Raw genomic sequence first — 19,249 nt, 5'->3', positions numbered from 1 at the left:
CCAGTGTGCGGCCCTCTAGACTCGTTCGCTGTGGAGACCGAGACGAGCACCTTCTGGGGGCCGGATTTTGCGCAGCTCAGGGCCACCGATCCGGAGATCGCCGGGGTGGTCCTCGGCGAGCTGGACCGGTTGCGGGGTGGTCTGCAGCTGATCGCCAGCGAGAATCTGACCTCGCCGGCGGTGCTTGCCGCGCTCGGTTCGACGCTTACCAACAAGTACGCCGAGGGTTACCCGGGCCGCCGCTACTACGGCGGCTGCGCGGAGGTGGACCGGGCTGAGGAGATCGGCATCGCCCGGGCCAAGGAGCTGTTCGGTGCCGAGCACGCCAACCTCCAGCCGCACTCCGGGGCGAGCGCCAACCTGGCCGCGTACGCCGCGCTTGTGCAGCCGGGTGACACGGTCCTGGCGATGGACCTCCCGCACGGCGGGCACCTCACCCACGGCAGCCGGGTGAACTTCTCCGGCAAGTGGTTCCACCCGGTCGGCTACCCGGTCCGGCCGGACACCGAGGTGATCGACTACGACGAGGTACGCGACCTGGCGCGTGCGCACCGACCGAAGCTGATCATTTGTGGCGCGACCGCGTACCCCCGCCTGATCGACTTCGCGCGGTTCCGGGAGATCGCCGACGAGGTCGGCGCGTACCTGATGGTGGACGCGGCGCACTTCATCGGCCTGGTCGCCGGCCGGGCGATTCCGTCCCCGGTGCCGTACGCCGACGTGGTCTGCGCCACCACCCACAAGGTTCTGCGCGGCCCGCGCGGCGGCATGATCCTGTGCCGAGAGTCGCTGGCCCAGCGGATCGACAAGGCGGTCTTCCCGTTCACCCAGGGTGGCCCGCTGATGCACGCGGTCGCGGCCAAGGCGGTGGCGCTGCGCGAGGCCGCCCAGCCTGAGTTCCAGACGTACGCCCGGCAGGTGGTCAGCAACGCCCAGGCGCTCGCCGCCGGGCTGGCCGAGGAGGGGATGCGCCCGGTTTCCGGTGGCACCGACACCCACCTCGCCCTTATCGACCTGCGGGAGGTGGGTGTGACAGGCGCGGAGGCCGAACGACGCTGCGACGCCGCGTCGATCACCCTGAACAAGAACGCCATCCCGTACGACCCGCAGCCGCCGATGGTGGCCTCCGGCATCCGGGTGGGCACGCCGAGCGTCACCACGCAGGGCATGCGGGAGGGGGAGCTGCGGCAGGTGGCCGCGCTGATCGCCCGTGCCGTGCGCACCGATGCCGGGGCGCCCGGCGGTGCCGACGAGCTGACCCGGATCGGCGCCGAGGTGGCCGAGCTGGTCGCGACGTTCCCGGCGTACCCCCGATGAGCGAGCCACGGGCGGGTGAGCCGGGCGCCATCCGGGTTCGGCTGCCGTACCTTCGCCTTACGCTGCTGAGTTGTGCGGTGCTGGCGGTGCTGGCGGTCCCTCTCGCGGCAGCCCTGCAGGGCGCCGAGGGCGCCGCCGGAGTGGCCGCCGGGATCGCGCTGGTGGTGGTGAGCTATCTCATCTCCGGCTTCTCCGTCGCCTGGGCGGACGCCATCAACCCGCGCATGATCATGTCCGTCGGGTTGGTCACCTACAGCGTGAAGATCGTGATCCTCGGCCTGACCATGTCCGCCATCGCGGCCACCGGTTGGGGTGGTTTACGGGCCATGGGCGTGGGCGTGATCGCGGCTGTGGTGGTCTGGACCGGAGCCCATTTGACCTGGGCATTGCGGTCTCCGCTGCCGACCTTCCGGTCGCGGCGCGACTGACCACGTCCGACCACTGGTTCATCGACGGACGATTGTCGGCAATTTGCCGGTCCCGTCGGGCTGCCTCGGCGGACTCGACGGGAGTAGCCTTGGCGACGGTTGACGCGCCCGTAGTGCGACCCGCACGCTGCCCGCAGTGTGGGGGGTGCCGCACACCCTGGCACGCCCCGGCTGATATCGTTCGCGACGTCATGGCCGACGACCTTCACCCCAAGAAGTCCGATGAGCACTCATCGGAGGGCGTTGCCGGCACCGTTCTTGGCTATCTCCTCGCCGGCATTCTGGTGTGGGGTTTCCTCGGGTGGCTCGCTGGACGCCTCATTGGATTTCCCACGGGCATCGGGATCGCCACGGGCATGATGTTCGGCGCAGCCGGAGCGATCTACTTGATCATGAAGAGGCTCGGTGCTTGAGTTCCAGCACACGCGGGTCTGTCGAGTGCGGAGGATGACACGGTGAGTGGACAGCTCGTCGCCGCAGAGGGGCTTCCCTGGCCCCCCAGCGTCGGAGATTTCTACCCGCCGAACGTGGCCGGCCCCTGGGTCACCAAGTTCGGGATCATGATCTGGCTCGCGGTCGCGTTGCTGATCGTCTTCTTCCTGCTCGCCTACCGGAAGCCCAAGCTGGTCCCCGGTAAGGCCCAGTGGTACGCGGAGTCTGTCTACGGCCTCGTCCGGGACAACATCGCCCGCGAGCAGATGGGCAACGCGGGCATTCGCTTCGCGCCCTACTTCACCGTGCTGTTCAGCTTCATCCTGCTGACCAACATCTTCAGCATCGTGCCCGGGTTGCAGATCTCGCCCAACTCGCACATCGCCTTCCCGATCGTGCTCTCGGCCGTCTCGTACGTCATGTACCTCTACATCGGCGTCCGAAAGCACGGCTTCGGCAAATACATGAAGATGATGCTGATCCTGCCCGGTGTTCCGTGGCCGATGCATTTCCTTCTGATCCCGATCGAGTTCCTCCAGAACTTCATCGTTCGGCCGGTCACCCTGGCGCTGCGGCTCTTCGCCAACATGTTCGCCGGCCACCTGCTCCTGCTGGTCTTCACCGTCGGCGGGTTCGTGATGCTCGCCTCGGACAGCATCTTCGTCCAGGTGACCTCGGTCTTCTCCTTCGCCATGGCGATCGTGATGGCCTTCTTCGAGGTCCTGGTCGCGGTGTTGCAGGCCTATGTCTTCGTCACACTGAGCGCCAACTACGTCGGGTCGTCGCTGGCCGACGAGCACTGAGATCCGCTCGGCGGGTCACCCGGCCCGACCAAGCTTCTGGATACCGACCGCGTACGCGTGAGAACTCACGTGTTAACTAGGAGGAATACCCGCAATGGACGTTCTCGCCGCCATCAACGGTAACGTCAACACCATCGGCTACGGTCTCGCCGCCATCGGCCCCGGTATCGGCGTCGCCCTGGTCTTCGCGGCCTACATCCAGTCGAGCGCGCGTCAGCCCGAGTCCGCCGGCTTCAACCGGACCTGGCTGGTCCTGGGCTTCGCCCTGGTCGAGGCGCTCGCCCTGTTCGGCCTGGTGCTCGCCTTCGCCGTCAACTGACCGTCCGCTTTTCGACCCGGAGGTCTGACATGTATCTCGCTGCCGAAGGCGTCGAGCACAACCCGATCCTTCCGATCTGGCAGGAGATCGTCGTTGGCTCGATCTCCTTCGCCCTGCTCGTCTTCGTCCTGCTGAAGTTCGTCATGCCTCGCATGGAGGCGATGTACCAGGCGCGGGTCGATGCGATCGAGGGTGGCCTCAAGCGTGCGGAGGCGGCCCAGGCCGAGGCGAACCAGCTGCTCGAGCAGTACCGCGCGCAGTTGGCCGAGGTGCGTACCGAAGCCGCCAAGATCCGTGACGACGCCCGTTCCGACGCCGAGGGGATCCGACAGGACATCCTCGCCAAGGCGCGGGAGGAGTCCGAGCGGGTTGTCGCCGCGGGCAAGGAGCAGCTCATCGCCGAGCGGGCCACGATCGTGCGCGATCTGCGCGCGGAGGTCGGCGGTCTCGCCGTCGACCTGGCCAGCCGGATCGTGGGGGAGTCGCTCGCCGACGAGGCCCGTCGCAAGGGCACCGTCGAGCGTTTCCTCACCGATCTTGAGAGCGCGGGGGCCCGCTGATGCACGCCGCCAGCCGGGAGTCGTACAAGGCAGCCGTCGAGCGGCTGGAGGCCTACACCCGCGGCGCGCAGCCGCAGGCGGTCGCCGCCACCGCCGACGGTGTCCTCTCCGTCGCGGATCTGCTGCGGCGGGAGGTCCGGCTGCGCCGGGCGCTCTCCGATCCCGCACGGTCCGGTGAGGACCGCGCCGGCCTGCTCGGCACCATGCTGCGCGGCAAGCTCGACGAGCAGGCGCTCGACCTGGCCAGCACGTTGGTCGCCAGCCGCTGGTCGGCACCGTCGGAGTTGCTCGACGGCACCGAGCGGCTCGGTGTGGAGGCGCTGCTCGCCAGCGCCGACGCCACCGACGACCTCGGTGAGGTGGAGGACGAGCTGTTCCGGTTCGGCCAGTTGGTCGCCGGGCAGCCGCAGCTCGCCACCGTGCTGACCGACCCGATCGCGCCGTTGGCTCAGCGCGCCGGGCTGGTTCGTGAGCTGCTGGAGGGCAAGGCCCACCCGGTGACGGTCCGCCTGATCGAGGTGGCTCTATCCGGGTTCGGCGGTCGCTCGTTCAGCGGCGCGCTCACCCGACTGGTCGAGCTCACCGCCGACCGGCGGGACCGGCAGGTCGCGTACGTGACCGTGGCGGCCCCGCTTGATGACGCCGAGGAGCAACGGCTGGGCGCTCGACTTGCCGAGCTATACGGTCGACAGGTCGACATCAAGCAGACGGTCGACCCCGAGATCCTCGGCGGCATGAGCGTCCGGGTCGGTTCCGACCTTTACGACGGGACGATCCTGCGCCGACTCAACGAGACTCGTAACGCGTTCGCCAAGCGCTGACGGCTCCCGCGAAGCACCTGAATGACAGACGCCATTCGGACCGGTCGGTACTAGGTATCCCCGGGCCCCTGAATTTTAAGGAAGCAGAGGATGGCCGAGCTGACCATCTCGACGGAGGAGATCCGCGGCGCCCTGGAGCGCTACGTCTCCTCCTATTCGCCCGACGTCTCCCGCGAGGAGGTCGGCACTGTCGCTGACACCGGCGACGGCATCGCCCACGTCGAGGGCCTGCCCTCGACCATGACCAACGAGCTCCTGGAGTTCGAGGACGGCACGCTCGGCGTGGCGTTGAACCTCGACGTCCGGGAGATCGGCGTCGTCGTTCTCGGTGACTCCTCCAAGCTGGAAGAGGGGCAGCGCGTCAAGCGCACCGAGCGGGTTCTCTCCGTTCCGGTCGGCGACGCCTTCCTCGGGCGCGTGGTCAACGCGCTCGGCGAGCCCATCGACGCGCTCGGCGACATCGCCAACGAGGGCTTCCGCGAGCTGGAGCTGCAGGCTCCGAACGTGATGGCCCGGCAGTCCGTCGACGAGCCGCTGCAGACCGGCATCAAGGCCATCGACGCGATGACCCCGATCGGTCGGGGCCAGCGGCAGCTGATCATCGGTGACCGGAAGACCGGCAAGACCACTGTCGCTCTGGACGCCATCCTCAACCAGCGGGACAACTGGCGCACCGGCGACCCGAAGCAGCAGGTTCGCTGCATCTACGTCGCCATCGGCCAGAAGGCCTCCACGATCGCCTCCATCAAGGGGCAGCTCGAGGAGGCGGGCGCGATGGAGTACACGACCATCGTGGCCTCCCCGGCGTCCGACCCGGCTGGCTTCAAGTACCTCGCTCCGTACACCGGCTCGTCCATCGGGCAGCACTGGATGTACGGCGGCAAGCACGTTCTGATCGTCTTCGACGACCTGAGCAAGCAGGCCGAGGCGTACCGCGCCGTGTCGCTGCTGCTGCGCCGCCCGCCGGGCCGTGAGGCGTACCCGGGTGACGTCTTCTACCTGCACTCCCGCCTGCTGGAGCGCTGCGCGAAGCTCTCCGACGAGCTGGGTGGCGGCTCGATGACCGGTCTGCCGATCATCGAGACGAAGGCCAACGACATCTCGGCCTTCATCCCGACCAACGTCATCTCGATCACCGACGGCCAGATCTTCCTGGAGACCGACCTGTTCAACCAGGGCGTCCGTCCGGCGATCAACGTCGGCACCTCGGTCTCCCGGGTCGGTGGCGCCGCGCAGGTGAAGCCGATGAAGAAGGTCGCCGGTTCGCTGCGGCTCAACCTGGCCCAGTACCGCGAGCTGGAGGCGTTCGCCGCCTTCGCCTCCGACCTGGACAAGGCCTCCCGGGCCCAGCTGGACCGCGGTTCGCGTCTGGTCGAGCTGCTCAAGCAGCCGAACTACTCGCCGTACCCGGTGCAGGAGCAGGTCGTCTCGGTCTGGGCCGGCACCGAGGGCAAGCTGGATGACGTCCCGGTGGGTGAGGTTCGTCGCTTCGAGGCGGAGTTCCTCCAGTACCTGCGGCACAAGCACGAGGGTGTGCTTGCGGCGATCGCCGGCCACCAGTGGAACGACGACATCATCGCCTCGCTCGACAACGCGATCAGCGAGTTCAAGAAGGTCTTCCTCGGCAAGGAGGACGAGCCTCGGATCAACGACGCGCAGGCCAAGCCGCTCGAGGGTGAGCAGAACCGTGAGACGGTGACCCGCTACCGCGACGGCGCGCCCGCCGGCTCGACCGAGAGCTGATCTCATGGCGGCCCAGGTACGCGTTCTTCGTCAACGGATCCGCTCGGCGAAGTCGATGAAGAAGATCACCAAGGCGATGGAGCTCGTGGCGACGAGCCGGATCGCCAAGGCCCAGGCCCGGGTGCAGGCGTCCCTGCCGTACGCCCAGGCCATCACCGGTGTGCTCACGGCTCTGGCGTCCAACGCGCGGATCGACCACCCGCTGCTCACCCCGCGCGAGCGGGTGCGGCGGGCGGGCGTCCTGCTGGTCACCAGCGACCGTGGCCTGGCCGGCGGCTACAGCTCCAACGCGATCAGGATGGCCGAGTCGCTCATCGCGCGGCTGAAGGCGGACGGCAAGGAGCCGGTGCTCTACGTCATCGGGCGTAAGGGCGTCGGGTTCTACCGGTTCCGTGACCGGCCGATCGAGGCGAACTGGACCGGGTTCAGCGAGCAGCCGTCGTTCGAGGACGCCCGTACCGTCGGTGAGACGCTGATCAAGGCGTTCACTGCCGGCGCGGACGACGTCGACGGCGGTGCCGGTGCGGACGGCGTGCTCGGCGTCGACGAGTTGCACATCGTCTACACCGAGTTCCACTCGCTGATGACGCAGACGCCGGTCACCAAGGTGATCGGTCCGATGCAGGTGGAGGACCGGCCGCGCTCCGAGGGGCTGCTGCCGGCGTACGAGTTCGAGCCGGAGGCGGAGGCGCTGCTCGACGCGCTGTTGCCGAGGTACATCAACACGCGGATCTACGCGGCGTTGATCGAGTCGGCGGCGAGTGAGTCGGCGGCACGGCGGCGGGCGATGAAGAGCGCCACCGACAACGCCGAAGAGATGATCGAGAAGTACACGCGCGAGATGAACTCGGCTCGCCAGGCCGGGATCACCCAGGAGATCAGCGAGATCGTCGGCGGCGCCAACGCGCTTGCCGCGTCGGGAAGTGAAGTGTGATGACTGCACCAGTAGAGACCAAGACGGCCACGGGTCGCGTGGTCCGGGTCATCGGCCCGGTCGTCGACGCCGAGTTCCCGCGCGACGCCATGCCGGCCCTGTTCAACGCGCTCAACGTCGATGTGAAGCTGTCCGGCGGTGAGAAGACGCTGACCCTGGAGGTCGCCCAGCACCTGGGTGACAACCTGATCCGCGCCATCTCGATGCAGCCGACGGACGGTCTGGTTCGCGGCGCGGAGGTGCGTGACCGCGGCGAGCCGATCACCGTTCCGGTGGGCGACGCGGTCAAGGGCCACGTGTTCAACGCGATCGGCGAGTGCCTCAACCTCACCGAGGGTGAGACCATCCAGGCCGACGACCGGTGGGGCATCCACCGTAAGGCCCCGGCCTTCGCCGACCTGGAGCCGAAGACCGAGATGCTGGAGACCGGCATCAAGGTGATCGACCTGCTCGCCCCGTACGTCAAGGGCGGCAAGATCGGCCTGTTCGGCGGCGCGGGTGTGGGTAAGACGGTGCTCATCCAGGAGATGATCACCCGTGTTGCCCGCAACTTCGGTGGTACCTCGGTGTTCGCTGGCGTGGGTGAGCGCACCCGTGAGGGCAACGACCTCATCGCCGAGATGACCGAGTCCGGCGTCATCGACAAGACCGCGCTCGTCTACGGCCAGATGGACGAGCCGCCGGGCACCCGGCTGCGGGTGGCGCTGTCCGCGCTGACCATGGCGGAGTACTTCCGGGACGTGAAGAAGCAGGAGGTGCTGCTCTTCATCGACAACATCTTCCGCTTCACCCAGGCGGGTTCGGAGGTCTCCACCCTGCTCGGCCGTATGCCGAGTGCGGTGGGTTACCAGCCGACCCTTGCCGACGAGATGGGCGAGCTCCAGGAGCGGATCACCTCCGTCCGGGGCCAGGCCATCACCTCCATGCAGGCGATCTACGTGCCGGCGGACGACTACACCGACCCCGCCCCGGCCACCACGTTCGCCCACCTGGACGCGACCACCAACCTGGAGCGGTCGATCTCCGACAAGGGCATCTACCCGGCCGTGGACCCGCTGGCGTCCTCGTCCCGGATCCTCGCCCCGGAGTTCGTCGGCGCCGAGCACTTCCAGGTGGCCACCGAGGTGAAGCGGATCCTGCAGCGCTACCGCGACCTGCAGGACATCATCGCCATCCTCGGTATCGAGGAGCTCTCCGAGGAAGACAAGATCACCGTGGCGCGTGCCCGGCGGATCGAGCGCTTCCTGTCGCAGAACACCTACGCTGCGGAGCAGTTCACCGGCGTGCCGGGCTCGACGGTCCCGATCAAGGAGACCATCGAGGCGTTCCGCAAGATCAGCGAGGGGGAGTACGACCACTTCCCCGAGCAGGCGTTCTTCATGTGCGGCGGTCTCGAGGACCTCGAGGCCAAGGCCGCGGAGCTGATGAAGGACTGACAGCTCGACTAGAGCTGACACAAAAGACTGCCCCGGCAATGCCGGGGCAGTCTTTTGTTCATCTTTGCGCCCTACCATCGTCGCGGTCCGTTACTCGTGGTCGGCGCTCGGGCGACCCGCGAGATACGGTCGTTGCGCACGTTCCCCGAACGAGCGTTGATCTCGGCAACCTTTCGGCGACGTGGGCCCGTCTTCTACTCGTGGGCGTGACGAACGGAGATGCTCGTGGGTAAGGCCGGCAAGAGTGGCCGCAAGTCGATCTGGCGGGGCGTGCCACGCTGGGCGCGGATCTGCACGGTGTTCGGCACCGTGCTGACCATGCTCAGCGGGATGGTGCTTGTCGGCACCGAGGTGCTGATGGCCCGCTACGAGGGCGCGGTCGGCAAGGCCGACCTCTTCGGCGACCAGGCCGCCGGTGCTCAGGCGAAGAAGAGCGAGATCAAGGGTCCGCTCAACCTTCTGCTTGTCGGCATCGACCCGCGTACGCCGACGGCGGCGCCGCTTGCCGACTCGATCATGATTCTGCACGTGCCCGCCTCGATGGATCGGGCCTACCTGTTCTCGGTGCCCCGCGACCTCTACGTCGACATCCCGCCGTTCAAGAAGGCCAACTTCAACGGCGAGACGACCAAGATCAACGCAGCGATGTCGTACGGCAGTCATGTGCCGGGCGGAAACCCCGACGCCGCTCGCGGCTTCGAGTTGCTGGCCACGACCGTGCAGAAGGTGACAGGCATCAAGCGGTTCGACGGTGGCGCGATCATCAACTTCACCGGCTTCCAGAAGATCGTCGACGCGATGGGCGGCGTCAACATGTACGTCGAGCGGGAGGTCAAGTCCGAGCACAAGCAGCCGGACGGCACGGCCCGGCCGGGCAACCCGCGCGGCGAGGGCTACATCGGCCCGCAGGCGGTCTACACGAAGGGCAACCACCACCTCAGCGGGTGGCAGGCGCTCGACTACGTCCGGCAGCGCTACCCGAAGAACGGCGTCCCGGACGGCGACTACGGCCGGCAGCGGCACCAGCAGCAGTTCGTCAAGGCGATGGTCGGCCAGGCGTTCAGCGCCGACGTGGTCGCCAACCCGATCAAGCTGGACAAGGTGCTCCGCGCCGCAGGGCAGTCGCTGATCTTCAACGGTCGGGGCAACAGCGTTGTCGACTTCGGGATCGCCCTCAAGGACATCCGCCCCAACACCATCCAGATGATCAAGCTCCCGGGTGGCGGGGTCTACGAGGGCAAGAAATACAAGGGTGAGCAGTTCGAGCCTGGCGTCTCGGACTTCTTCACGGCCCTGCACAATGAGCAACTGGACCCGTTCCTGTTGGAGCACCCGGAATTCCACAACAAGGCGAAGTAGTCGTGGCGCAACTCTCCCCACCCGCGTTGGGGGCGGGTCGTCGTCAGGACTAGACTTTCGGAAATCCGCCCGCCGCAGCAAGGAGACAGCGTGGCACAGCAGCTGCACGTCGAGCTCGTCGCCGTCGAGGAGAAAGTCTGGTCCGGTGACGCCGAGATGCTCGTCGCCCGGACCACCGAGGGTGAGCTCGGCGTCCTGCCGGGGCACGCACCGCTGCTCGGTCAGCTCGCCGAGCCCGGTCAGGTCCGCATCAAGCTCGCCGGCGGTGAGCAGATCTCGTACGACGTGGCCGGCGGCTTCCTCTCGGTGAGCCCCGACGGTGTGACCGTGCTGGCCGAGAGCGCTACCCCGGTTTCCGCGCAGAGCCACTGAGCGCGTAACGGGGATGGAGATCGTCGAAGGAATCGGGATCGGCGTCGCCGTCGTCCTCCTTGCGATTCTCGTCCTCTTCGTCCGCCGGGCGCTTGTCACTCGCAGCGGCGGCATCATCCGGCTCAGCGTCCGGGTCACCACCATGCTCGACGGCCGCGGCTGGTCACCGGGCTTCGGCCGGTTCGCCGGTGAGGAGCTGCGCTGGTACCGGATGTTCAGCTTCGCGCTGCGGCCCAAGCGGGTGCTCTCCCGCAAAGGGCTCGCGGTGGAGCGCCGCCGTTTGCCGGAGGGTCAGGAACGGCTCTCCATGCCGGCCGACTGGGTGATCCTCCGCTGTACCAGTCACCACGCACCGGTGGAGATCGCCATGGCGCGGTCGACAGTTACCGGTTTCCTCTCCTGGCTCGAGGCCGCCCCTCCGGGGGCGGTCTCGCCGCGTATGGCCTCGCAGGACTGGCCGGCTGCCTGAGCCGTCGAACTCGTCGTGTTTTTCCCGGGGTGCCCGCCAGCTCACTGAGCTGAGCGGGCACCCCGATCTCGTCCCGACTACGCGTGATGGCGGCCAGATCGGGAACCCACACCTCCGCGTGCCGGCGAGGCGCCCACGATCAGCGCTTGCCGCCCGGCACCCATAGCACATCGCCCGCCGGATTTGCCGTTCTTGACAGGATGAAGAGCAGATCGGAGAGCCGGTTGAGATACTTTGCCGGGAGCGGGCTGGTCCGTTCCGGATCGTGGCTGACCAGTGCCCACGCGGCCCGTTCGGCACGCCGGGCGATGGTCCGCGCCACGTGCAAGAGCGCCGCACCCGCGGTGCCGCCGGGGAGGATGAAGGAGTCGAGGTTGGACAGGCGTGCGTTGAACTCGTCGCACCAGCCTTCCAGGCGCTCGACGTACTCCTCGGTCACCCGCAGCGGCGGATACTTCGGGTCCGGCTCGACAGGGGTGGCCAGATCGGCGCCAACGTCGAACAGATCGTTCTGGATGGACTCCAGCACCCCCCGCAGCTCGTCGTCGAGCTGTCCCAGGGCGATTGCGACGCCGATCGCCGCGTTGCACTCGTCGACATCCGCGTACCCGACGATTCGTGGATCGGTCTTCGGCACCTGCTCGTTGTTGCTCAGCCTGGTCATGCCGGCATCGCCGGCCTTGGTGTAGATGCGCGTGAGGTGGACGGCCATGACGCACAGCCTACGGATACCGGATCTGACGATCCCTGCGCGGCCGGACACCACTGCCAGCTGGCCGGCAGTGGTGGGTCCTGGTGACGCCGGCGATCCGGCGATCAACGATGTCGACGTCATCCGGGTGCGCGGTGATGCCCGGCTGGCCGGCACCGTGCACGTGGTCGGTGCCAAGAACTCGGCGCTGAAGCTGATGGCGGCCGCGTTGCTCGCCCCGGGTCGGAGCGTGATCACCAACGTTCCACGGATCACCGACATCGCGATCATGGGGGAGGTGCTGCGCCGGCTGGGCTGCGACGTCCGGTTCGACGTGGACGATCCGGTCGACCCGATGGTCGCCCGAGGTGGCGTCGCCCGGTCCCGCTCGGTGACGATCGACGTGCCCGAGCAGCCCGGCGCGGACGCCGACTACGACCTGGTCCGGCGGCTGCGCGCGTCGATCTGCGTGCTCGGCCCGCTGCTGGCCCGTCGCGGGTACGTGCGGGTGGCCCACCCCGGCGGCGACGCGATCGGCTCCCGTGGGCTGGACATGCACATCTCCGGGCTGACGCGGATGGGTGCGGAGATCTCCGGCGAGCACGGGTTCGTCATCGCGGCCGCCCCGCACGGCCTGCGCGGCGCCGACATCGTGCTGGACTTCCCCAGCGTGGGGGCGACCGAGAACCTGGTGATGGCGGCGGTGCTGGCCCAGGGCACCACGATGATCGACAACGCGGCTCGGGAGCCCGAGATCGTCGACATCTGCACGATGCTGAACCAGATGGGCGCGCGGATCTCCGGCGCCGGCACGTCCACCCTGCGGATCACCGGCGTACCCGGGCTGCGCCCGGTGCGGCACGCCACGGTGGGGGACCGGATCGTCGCGGGCACGTGGGCGTTCGGCGCGGCGATGACCAGGGGCGACGTGACGGTGACCGGGCTGGACCCGGCCTTGTTGGAGGTCGCGCTGGACAAGGTCGTCGCGGCCGGCGGCCTTGTCGAGACCCGGGCCGACGGCTTCCGGGTACGCATGGACGACCGGCCCCGGGCGGTGGACGTGGTGACACTGCCGTACCCGGGCTTCGCCACCGATCTGCTGCCGATGGCGATCGGGCTCGCCGCCGTCGGCGACGGGGCGTCCCTGATCACCGAGAACATCTTCGACGGCCGGTTCATGTTCGCCAACGAGATGATGCGGCTCGGCGCGGACATCAAGACCGACGGGCATCACGCGGTGGTCCGGGGCCGCGAACGGTTGTCCGGTGCGCCGGTGCGGGCCACCGACATCCGTGCCGGGGCCGGGCTGATCATCGCCGGGCTCTGCTCGGACGGCGCCACCGAGGTCTCCCACGTGCACCACGTCGACCGGGGTTACCCGGACTTCGTTGCGGACCTGCGCGCACTCGGGGTGGCGGTCGAGCGGGGCACCGCGCCGGAGGAACCGTCGTTGGAGATATGACGCCGACGGCCGTGGGGCTCCCGACCGCCCCTTAGCCGTCGTTCAGGCTCGCCGACTAGGGTGCAGGCAGGCACTCAATCGCAGCGAGGGAGAAGTGAGATGGCGGGTCGACTCGCGGTCGTCGGGGCCGGACTGATGGGCTCCGGCATCGCCCAGGTGGCGGCGCAGGCGGGCTGGCAGGTGACGCTGCGCGACCTGGACGACGCGGCCACCGCCCGGGGGATCGGCGGCATCCGGAAGTCGCTTGAGAAGTTCGCCGAGAAGGGCAAGATCGAGGCGCCCGAGGTCGAGGCGACGCTCGCCCGGATCACCCCGACCACCGATCTGGAGGCGGCGGCGGACGCGGACATCGTGGTCGAGGCGGTCTTCGAGCGGCTGGAGATCAAGCACGAGGTGTTCCGCGCCCTGGACAAGATCTGCAAGGCCGACGCGGTGCTCGCCACCAACACGTCGGCCATCCCGGTCACCCAGATCGCGGCGGTCACCGAGCGGCCCGAGGCGGTCGTCGGCACCCACTTCTTCTCGCCGGTGCCGATGATGCAGCTCTGTGAGCTGGTTCGCGGCTACAAGACCAGCGACGCCACGCTTGCCACCGTACGGGCCTTCGCCGAGGAGATCGGCAAGACGGTAGTGGTGGTCAACCGGGACATCGCCGGCTTCGTCACCACGCGGCTGATCTCCGCCCTCGTGGTGGAGGCCGTCAAGCTCGTCGAGTCGGGCGTGGTGTCGGCGGAGGACCTGGACACCGCCTGCCGGCTGGGCTTCGGGCACGCCATGGGCCCGCTGGCCACCACCGACCTGACCGGCGTGGACGTGCTGCTGCACGCGTCGAAGAACATCTACACCGACACGGCGGACGAGAAGTTCTTCCCGCCGGAGCTGCTCCAGCGCATGGTCACCGCCGGCGACCTGGGCCGCAAGACCGGCAAGGGCTTCTACACGTACTGAGGTTCACGGCGGCCGGGGCGGGCACCCGCCCCGGCCGACCGCTCAGCCGTCGCGCTTGGTGGTCCAGCGGAAGGTGGTCAGGCAGAGCACCAGGCCGATCACGCACCACAGGGCCAGCACCAGCGCCACCCGGCCCAGCTCGAACGAGCCGGCCGGTTCCTGCGCGCCGAAGCTGTCCGGCAGGAAGACCGCGCGCAGCCCCTGGCACATCCACTTGAGCGGGAACAGCGCCGCCACCTGCTGCATCCAGGTGGGCAGCTCGGTGAAGACGAAGAACACCCCGGAGATGAACTGGAGCACCAGGGAGACCGGGGTGACCACCGCCGAGCCGCTGCGGGCGGTACGGGCCAGCGACGAGATGGCGATGCCGCACAGGGTGCAGGCGGTGACCCCGAGCACGGCGACCCAGCCGAAGGTGAGCCATTTCGCGGCGGTGCCGGGCAGGTCGAGGTCGAACAGCGCCACGGCGACGGCGAGCAGGAGCGCCGTTTCGACGATGCCGATCGCCACCACCATGATCACCTTGCCGGCGAACCAGACCCACTTCGGCATCGGCGTGCCCCGGTAGCGCTTGAGCACCCCACGGTCCCGCTCGATCGGGATCCAGATGCCCAGGTTCTGGAAGCTCACAGTCATCAGGCCGGTCGCGATCATGCCGGTGATGAAGTACTGGGTGAACTTGACCCCGCCGCCGATCTCGCCGCCGAAGATCGACGCGAAGATCAGGATCATGATGATGGGGAAGCCCATCGTGAAGACCACGGATTCCCGACTGCGCAGGAACTGGGTGATCTCCAGCCGGCCCTGGCGCAGGGCGAGCGCGCCGGCACCCGGCCGGCGTCCGCGGCTCGCGGCGACAGGCGTCGCCGGCCTCGTCGTGGTCGTCATCGCGCGTGTCCGATCATGGTGAGGTAGACGTCCTCCAGGGTCGGCCGGGTCACGGTGAGCCCCGGGACCTCGCCGCCGTAGCGCGCCGCCAGGTCGGCCACCACTGCCGTCGGCGTCGCGCTCTGCGTGCTCTCCAGCGTCCCGTCCGGGGTACGCCAGGACACCGTGGCCAGGGCCTCCTGCCGGTTGCCCAACTGGTTCGGGGCGGCCACCTCGACGAGCCGGCCGGCGGCGATGACACCCACCCGGTCGGCGAGTGACTCCGCCTCGTCCAGGTAGTGCGTGGTCAGCACGATTGTGGTGCCGGCCGCGGCGAGGTCGCGGATCAGCTCCCAGAACTCGCGGCGGGCCTCGGGGTCGAAGCCGGTGGTGGGCTCGTCGAGGAAGAGCAGTTCGGGGCGGCCGATGATGCCGAGCGCCACATCGAGACGGCGCCGCTGCCCGCCGGAGAGGGTGTGCGTGCGGGCGCTCGCCTTGCTGGCCAGACCCACCCGCTCGATCACCTTGTCCGGGTCGTCGGCGTCGGGGTAGAAGCCGGAGAAGTGCCGGATCACCTCGGCCACGGTCAGCTCGTCGAACTCGCCGGTGCCCTGCAAAACGATGCCCACCCGGGACCGCCAGTCCGGGCTGGGGTGCGCGGGGTCAGCGCCGAGCACCGAAACCTCGCCCGCATCGCGGCCCCGGTAGCCCTCCAGGATCTCCACCGTGGTGGTCTTCCCAGCGCCGTTCGGGCCGAGCAGGGCGAACACCTCGCCACGGCGTACGTCGAGGTCCACGCCCGCCACGGCGACGTTGTCTCCGTACGCCTTGCGCAGCCCTCGGACGGAGATGGCCAGCTCGTCATCCATGGCGTCAAGTGTGCGTCCTGGCCCGGCCGGTGTGCTGCCCGGGGTGTGGCGGTCGCCGACATCGTGCGCGTTCCGCACCCGGATGTCCGCGACATGGACGTGTGCGGTTTTGCACAACCCGTTTTACTGAACGGTAACTTAGACTCCGGCCATGGATGAGATGGCATCTGTGAGCCGGCTGCCCGAGCGGGACCGCCCGTGGGTGATGCGCACCTACGCCGGCCACTCGTCGGCCGCCGCCACCAACGCCCTCTTCCGCCGCAACCTGGCGAAGGGGCAGACCGGCCTATCGGTCGCCTTCGACCTGCCCACCCAGACCGGGTACGACCCCGACCACGAACTCGCCTCCGGTGAGGTCGGCCGGGTCGGCGTGCCGGTGGCCCACCTCGGCGACATGCGGGCGCTCTTCGACGGCATTCCGCTCGCCGAGATGAACACCTCGATGACCATCAACGCCCCGGCGATGTGGCTGCTGGCTCTCTATGGCACTGTCGGCCTGGAGCAGGGCGCGGAGCTGGCCCGCTGCGCCGGCACCACCCAGAACGACATCATCAAGGAATACCTGTCCCGGGGGACGTACATCTTCCCGCCGGCGGCGTCACTGCGACTCACCGCCGACGTGGTCGCGTACACGCTGCGGGAGATGCCCCGGTGGAACCCGGTGAACATCTGCTCGTACCACCTCCAGGAGGCCGGGGCCACTCCCGTGCAGGAGGTCGGCTTCGCGCTGGCCACCGCCGTCGCCGTGCTCGACGCGGTCCGCGACTCCGGCCAGGTGCCCGCCGAGCGGATGGGCGACGTGGTGCAGCGGATCTCGTTCTTCGTCAACGCCGGCGTGCGTTTCGTCGAGGAGATCGCCAAGATGCGCGCGTTCGGCGCGCTCTGGGACGAGATCACCCGGGACCGGTACGGGGTCACCAACGCCAAGCAGCGCCGCTTCCGCTACGGCGTACAGGTCAACTCGCTCGGCCTCACCGAGGCGCAGCCGGAGAACAACATCCAGCGCATCGTGCTGGAGATGCTCGGCGTGACGATGTCCCGCGACGCCCGCGCCCGCGCCGTGCAGTTGCCCGCGTGGAACGAGGCGCTCGGCCTGCCCCGCCCCTGGGACCAGCAGTGGTCGCTGCGCATGCAGCAGGTCCTGGCGTACGAGTCGGATCTGCTCGAATACCCCGACATCTTCGCCGGCTCGCACGTGATGACAGCGCTCGTCGAGGAGATCGTCACCGGCGCCCGGGCCGAGCTGGACAAGGTGCAGGAGTTGGGCGGGGTGGTCGCCGCCGTGGAGACCGGCTACCTCAAGAGCGCGCTCGTCGCCTCACTCGCCGAGCGCCGCCGCCGGATGGAGTCCGGCGCCGACGTGGTGGTCGGCGTCAACCGGTACGTCGAAACCGAACCCTCCCCGCTGACCGCCACCGGAGCGGAGTCCGTCGAGCAGGTCGATCCGGCCGTCGAGGCCGCCGCCGTGGACGACGTACACCGCTGGCGTGCCGAACGTGACGCCGCCGCCGTCGACGCGGCACTGGCCCAGCTCCGCGCGGACGCCGCGACCACCACCAACCTCATGACGGCAACCCTGCAATGTGTACGCGTCGGCGTGACCACAGGCGAGTGGGCCGGCGCGCTGCGCCAGGTCTTCGGCGAGTACCGGGCACCGACCGGCCTGGCCGGCGGCACCGGGACCGGCGGCGACCCGGGCCTCGCGGCGGTCCGCGAGCGGGTCACCGCCACCGCCCGCGAGCTGGGCAGCGGCCGTCTGCGACTGCTTGTCGGCAAGCCCGGCCTCGACGGACACTCCAACGGCGCGGAACAGATCGCGGTACGCGCCCGCGACGCCGGCTTCGAGGTCGTTTACCAGGGCATCCGGCTGACCGCAGGGCAGATCGTCGCCGCCGCCGTCCAGGAGGACGTCGACCTGGTGGGGCTCTCGGTGCTCTCCGGCTCCCACCTCGCCGCAGTACCCGCCGTGCTCGACGGCCTCCGCGCCGCCGGCCGGGCAGACCTTCCCGTGGTGGTGGGCGGCATCATCCCCGCCGGTGACGCCGACACGCTGCGGGCAGCCGGGGTGGCCCGGGTCTTCACCCCGAAGGACTTCGCCCTCACCACAATCATCGACGACCTGGTGACGGTTGTCCGCCAGGCCAACGCCCTGCCCTGACCCGCGCGCCCTTGCCAGTTGGGTTCTGGCCTGGTGGTTTTGGCCTAGTGGGGGCTGGCACGGTGGCTCCCGGCCCGGTGGGGCTGCCTGGTGGTTTTGGCCGAGTCGGGCTGGCCTGATGGGCTGGCCCGGTGGCTCCGGGCCTGGCAGAGCTGCCTGGTGGGATTTGTGGGGCGGCTGGTGCGGACGGTCAGCGGTGGTCGTAGGTCATGCAGTCGGCCATGTCATTGTCCGGCCCCACCCTGATCGACGGCGCGTGGCATTCCAGCTGCTCGTTGTGCAGGCAGTCGGCGCGCTGGCAGGCGCCCACCTGGGCGATCAGCGTGCCCAGGCCGCCCTGGACGGGTGACTCGATGAACGTGTGGCAGTGGGCGTGGTCCATGCTGCCGATCGTGATCGCGAAGGCGTGGCAGTCGCCGCCCTGGTTGTACGCGCAGGCCGCGACCACGCACTCCTGGACCCGGGGCATCTCCAACGCTGCAGTCATGTCGACCTCCATAGGCTCTTGCCCCGATCCTAGGCAAATATCAGGTTTGTCGGGCTCGCTGCGCAGACGTCCCGCCAGTGGGCTGCCGGCCCGATGCGCCCCGGCGCCTTGATCGACTCGACATCGCCGATATCGGGGTGTCCGGGCGCGGTTGATGCCCCGATATCGCCGATGTCGAGTGGATCAACCGCGAAGCGACAAGCCCCACCCGGCCTGCCGTGCCGTGTCGGGCGATATGTCCGGTCCCGAGTGGTCTGGGGGTGTGACCGGTGGCATCCTGGGGCCGGAATCGTGGCGGCCCCGGACGGGTTACATATCCTGACGATCGCAGTACCACCGGCCGCCGGCCTGCCCCACACACGGGGTTGGAATGCCAGGCCAGGCACGGTCGTTACATCCCCAGGACCGACCGCACCGGCTCGACGGGCCAACCCCCGGAATGACCTCGGCCCGTCGGTCGTTACATCTGGACCCGGCGCCACGAGCCCCGCCCGTAGGTCGCCGAACCCCCCAAGACTTTCCCCCTTGTATGTGCAGCGCCGGACGAGGTGCTCACACCCTCAGCCACCGTCCCCCTGGTGGTGGGTGTTTCCTACCCCCGAAGGAGCTACCCCTCATGAACACGATCATCCGTAAGAGTGTGCTGTCTGTTGCTGGTCTCGCGTTCGCCGGTGGCGTCTTCGCCGGCCCGATCGCCCACGCCGCCACCCCGGTGGATGGCAAGCCGGTCGCGGTGGTGCAGGCCGACAAGCCCGACACCGCCAAGCTGATCCC

20 protein-coding genes are annotated in these 19,249 nt (G+C 68.8%); 16 read left to right on the top strand and 4 right to left on the bottom strand.

Annotated features, from left to right (window positions below; genetic code table 11):
• The first annotated feature begins 30 nt into the window (after positions 1 to 30).
• From glyA to ACFY2Q_RS14900, 13 genes are all read left to right on the top strand, one after another.
• Entirely contained in the window at positions 31 to 1,317 is a 1,287-nt protein-coding gene (gene glyA, locus ACFY2Q_RS14960; protein WP_387130427.1) for a serine hydroxymethyltransferase, read from the top strand.
• Positions 1,314 to 1,745 (top strand): hypothetical protein, encoded by a 432-nt coding sequence (locus tag ACFY2Q_RS14955; protein WP_387130425.1) that lies wholly within the window; start codon positions 1,314 to 1,316, stop codon positions 1,743 to 1,745. The genes glyA and ACFY2Q_RS14955 overlap by 4 nt, the downstream gene beginning before the upstream one ends.
• 191 nt (positions 1,746 to 1,936) lie before the next feature.
• Complete coding sequence (locus ACFY2Q_RS14950) at positions 1,937 to 2,158, top strand: hypothetical protein (protein WP_387130423.1); 222 nt, start codon at positions 1,937 to 1,939, stop codon at positions 2,156 to 2,158.
• A gap of 42 nt (positions 2,159 to 2,200) precedes the next feature.
• On the top strand, positions 2,201 to 2,980 hold the full coding sequence (gene atpB / locus ACFY2Q_RS14945; protein WP_387130421.1) for a F0F1 ATP synthase subunit A: 780 nt from the start codon (positions 2,201 to 2,203) through the stop codon (positions 2,978 to 2,980).
• A 94-nt stretch (positions 2,981 to 3,074) separates the two neighbouring features.
• Complete coding sequence (gene atpE / locus ACFY2Q_RS14940) at positions 3,075 to 3,299, top strand: ATP synthase F0 subunit C (RefSeq protein WP_355591314.1); 225 nt, start codon at positions 3,075 to 3,077, stop codon at positions 3,297 to 3,299.
• 29 nt (positions 3,300 to 3,328) lie between these two features.
• A complete protein-coding gene (locus ACFY2Q_RS14935) occupies positions 3,329 to 3,859 on the top strand; it encodes a F0F1 ATP synthase subunit B (protein WP_387130419.1) in 531 nt (176 codons plus the stop codon).
• Positions 3,856 to 4,680, top strand: coding sequence for a F0F1 ATP synthase subunit delta (locus ACFY2Q_RS14930; RefSeq protein ID WP_387130918.1), 825 nt, complete (start codon positions 3,856 to 3,858; stop codon positions 4,678 to 4,680). Before ACFY2Q_RS14935 ends, ACFY2Q_RS14930 begins: the two co-directional genes overlap by 4 nt.
• A 90-nt stretch (positions 4,681 to 4,770) precedes the next feature.
• Positions 4,771 to 6,423, top strand: coding sequence for a F0F1 ATP synthase subunit alpha (gene atpA, locus ACFY2Q_RS14925; protein WP_387130417.1), 1,653 nt, complete (start codon positions 4,771 to 4,773; stop codon positions 6,421 to 6,423).
• A gap of 4 nt (positions 6,424 to 6,427) precedes the next feature.
• Positions 6,428 to 7,357, top strand: coding sequence for a F0F1 ATP synthase subunit gamma (locus ACFY2Q_RS14920; protein WP_387130415.1), 930 nt, complete (start codon positions 6,428 to 6,430; stop codon positions 7,355 to 7,357).
• Positions 7,357 to 8,793 (top strand): F0F1 ATP synthase subunit beta, encoded by a 1,437-nt coding sequence (gene atpD, locus ACFY2Q_RS14915; protein ID WP_387130413.1) that lies wholly within the window; start codon positions 7,357 to 7,359, stop codon positions 8,791 to 8,793. The genes ACFY2Q_RS14920 and atpD overlap by 1 nt, the downstream gene beginning before the upstream one ends.
• Positions 8,794 to 9,012: 219 nt before the next feature.
• Positions 9,013 to 10,152 (top strand): LCP family protein, encoded by a 1,140-nt coding sequence (locus ACFY2Q_RS14910; protein WP_387130411.1) that lies wholly within the window; start codon positions 9,013 to 9,015, stop codon positions 10,150 to 10,152.
• A gap of 90 nt (positions 10,153 to 10,242) precedes the next feature.
• Complete coding sequence (locus ACFY2Q_RS14905; RefSeq protein WP_387130410.1) at positions 10,243 to 10,524, top strand: F0F1 ATP synthase subunit epsilon; 282 nt, start codon at positions 10,243 to 10,245, stop codon at positions 10,522 to 10,524.
• A 13-nt stretch (positions 10,525 to 10,537) separates the two neighbouring features.
• Positions 10,538 to 10,993 carry a DUF2550 domain-containing protein gene (locus ACFY2Q_RS14900; protein WP_387130408.1) on the top strand — a complete coding sequence of 152 codons (456 nt, stop codon included), beginning with the start codon at positions 10,538 to 10,540 and terminating at the stop codon, positions 10,991 to 10,993.
• A 139-nt stretch (positions 10,994 to 11,132) separates the two neighbouring features.
• On the opposite strand, the gene ACFY2Q_RS14895 is transcribed toward ACFY2Q_RS14900, so the two are convergent.
• Entirely contained in the window at positions 11,133 to 11,705 is a 573-nt protein-coding gene (locus tag ACFY2Q_RS14895; protein WP_387130406.1) for a cob(I)yrinic acid a,c-diamide adenosyltransferase, read from the bottom strand.
• Between ACFY2Q_RS14895 and murA the strand changes: the two genes are divergently transcribed.
• A complete protein-coding gene (murA, locus tag ACFY2Q_RS14890) occupies positions 11,704 to 13,146 on the top strand; it encodes a UDP-N-acetylglucosamine 1-carboxyvinyltransferase (RefSeq protein ID WP_387130404.1) in 1,443 nt (480 codons plus the stop codon). The genes ACFY2Q_RS14895 and murA overlap by 2 nt on opposite strands.
• 99 nt (positions 13,147 to 13,245) lie before the next feature.
• Positions 13,246 to 14,094 carry a 3-hydroxyacyl-CoA dehydrogenase family protein gene (locus tag ACFY2Q_RS14885; RefSeq protein ID WP_387130402.1) on the top strand — a complete coding sequence of 283 codons (849 nt, stop codon included), beginning with the start codon at positions 13,246 to 13,248 and terminating at the stop codon, positions 14,092 to 14,094.
• 42 nt (positions 14,095 to 14,136) lie between these two features.
• Here the strand turns inward: ACFY2Q_RS14885 and ACFY2Q_RS14880 are convergent, their stop codons facing one another.
• Both ACFY2Q_RS14880 and ACFY2Q_RS14875 read right to left on the bottom strand, forming a co-directional pair.
• Positions 14,137 to 14,982, bottom strand: coding sequence for an ABC transporter permease (locus tag ACFY2Q_RS14880; RefSeq protein ID WP_387130400.1), 846 nt, complete (start codon positions 14,980 to 14,982; stop codon positions 14,137 to 14,139).
• Complete coding sequence (locus ACFY2Q_RS14875; protein WP_387130398.1) at positions 14,979 to 15,830, bottom strand: ABC transporter ATP-binding protein; 852 nt, start codon at positions 15,828 to 15,830, stop codon at positions 14,979 to 14,981. The genes ACFY2Q_RS14880 and ACFY2Q_RS14875 overlap by 4 nt, the downstream gene beginning before the upstream one ends.
• A 151-nt stretch (positions 15,831 to 15,981) precedes the next feature.
• On the opposite strand from ACFY2Q_RS14875, the gene ACFY2Q_RS14870 reads away from it, so the two are divergent.
• Positions 15,982 to 17,988, top strand: a complete 2,007-nt coding sequence (locus tag ACFY2Q_RS14870) for a protein meaA (RefSeq protein WP_387130396.1) — start codon at positions 15,982 to 15,984, stop codon at positions 17,986 to 17,988.
• A gap of 190 nt (positions 17,989 to 18,178) precedes the next feature.
• Here ACFY2Q_RS14870 and ACFY2Q_RS14865 read toward each other — a convergent pair whose 3' ends face one another.
• Complete coding sequence (locus ACFY2Q_RS14865) at positions 18,179 to 18,475, bottom strand: DUF1540 domain-containing protein (protein WP_387130394.1); 297 nt, start codon at positions 18,473 to 18,475, stop codon at positions 18,179 to 18,181.
• Positions 18,476 to 19,249: the final 774 nt, after the last annotated feature.

The sequence above is a fragment of the Micromonospora sp. NPDC000316 genome, from assembly GCF_042898885.1.
Taxonomy (GTDB): domain Bacteria; phylum Actinomycetota; class Actinomycetes; order Mycobacteriales; family Micromonosporaceae; genus Micromonospora.
Note: the sequence above shows the minus strand (reverse complement) of the source record. Positions and strands in the feature narration are given on the sequence as shown.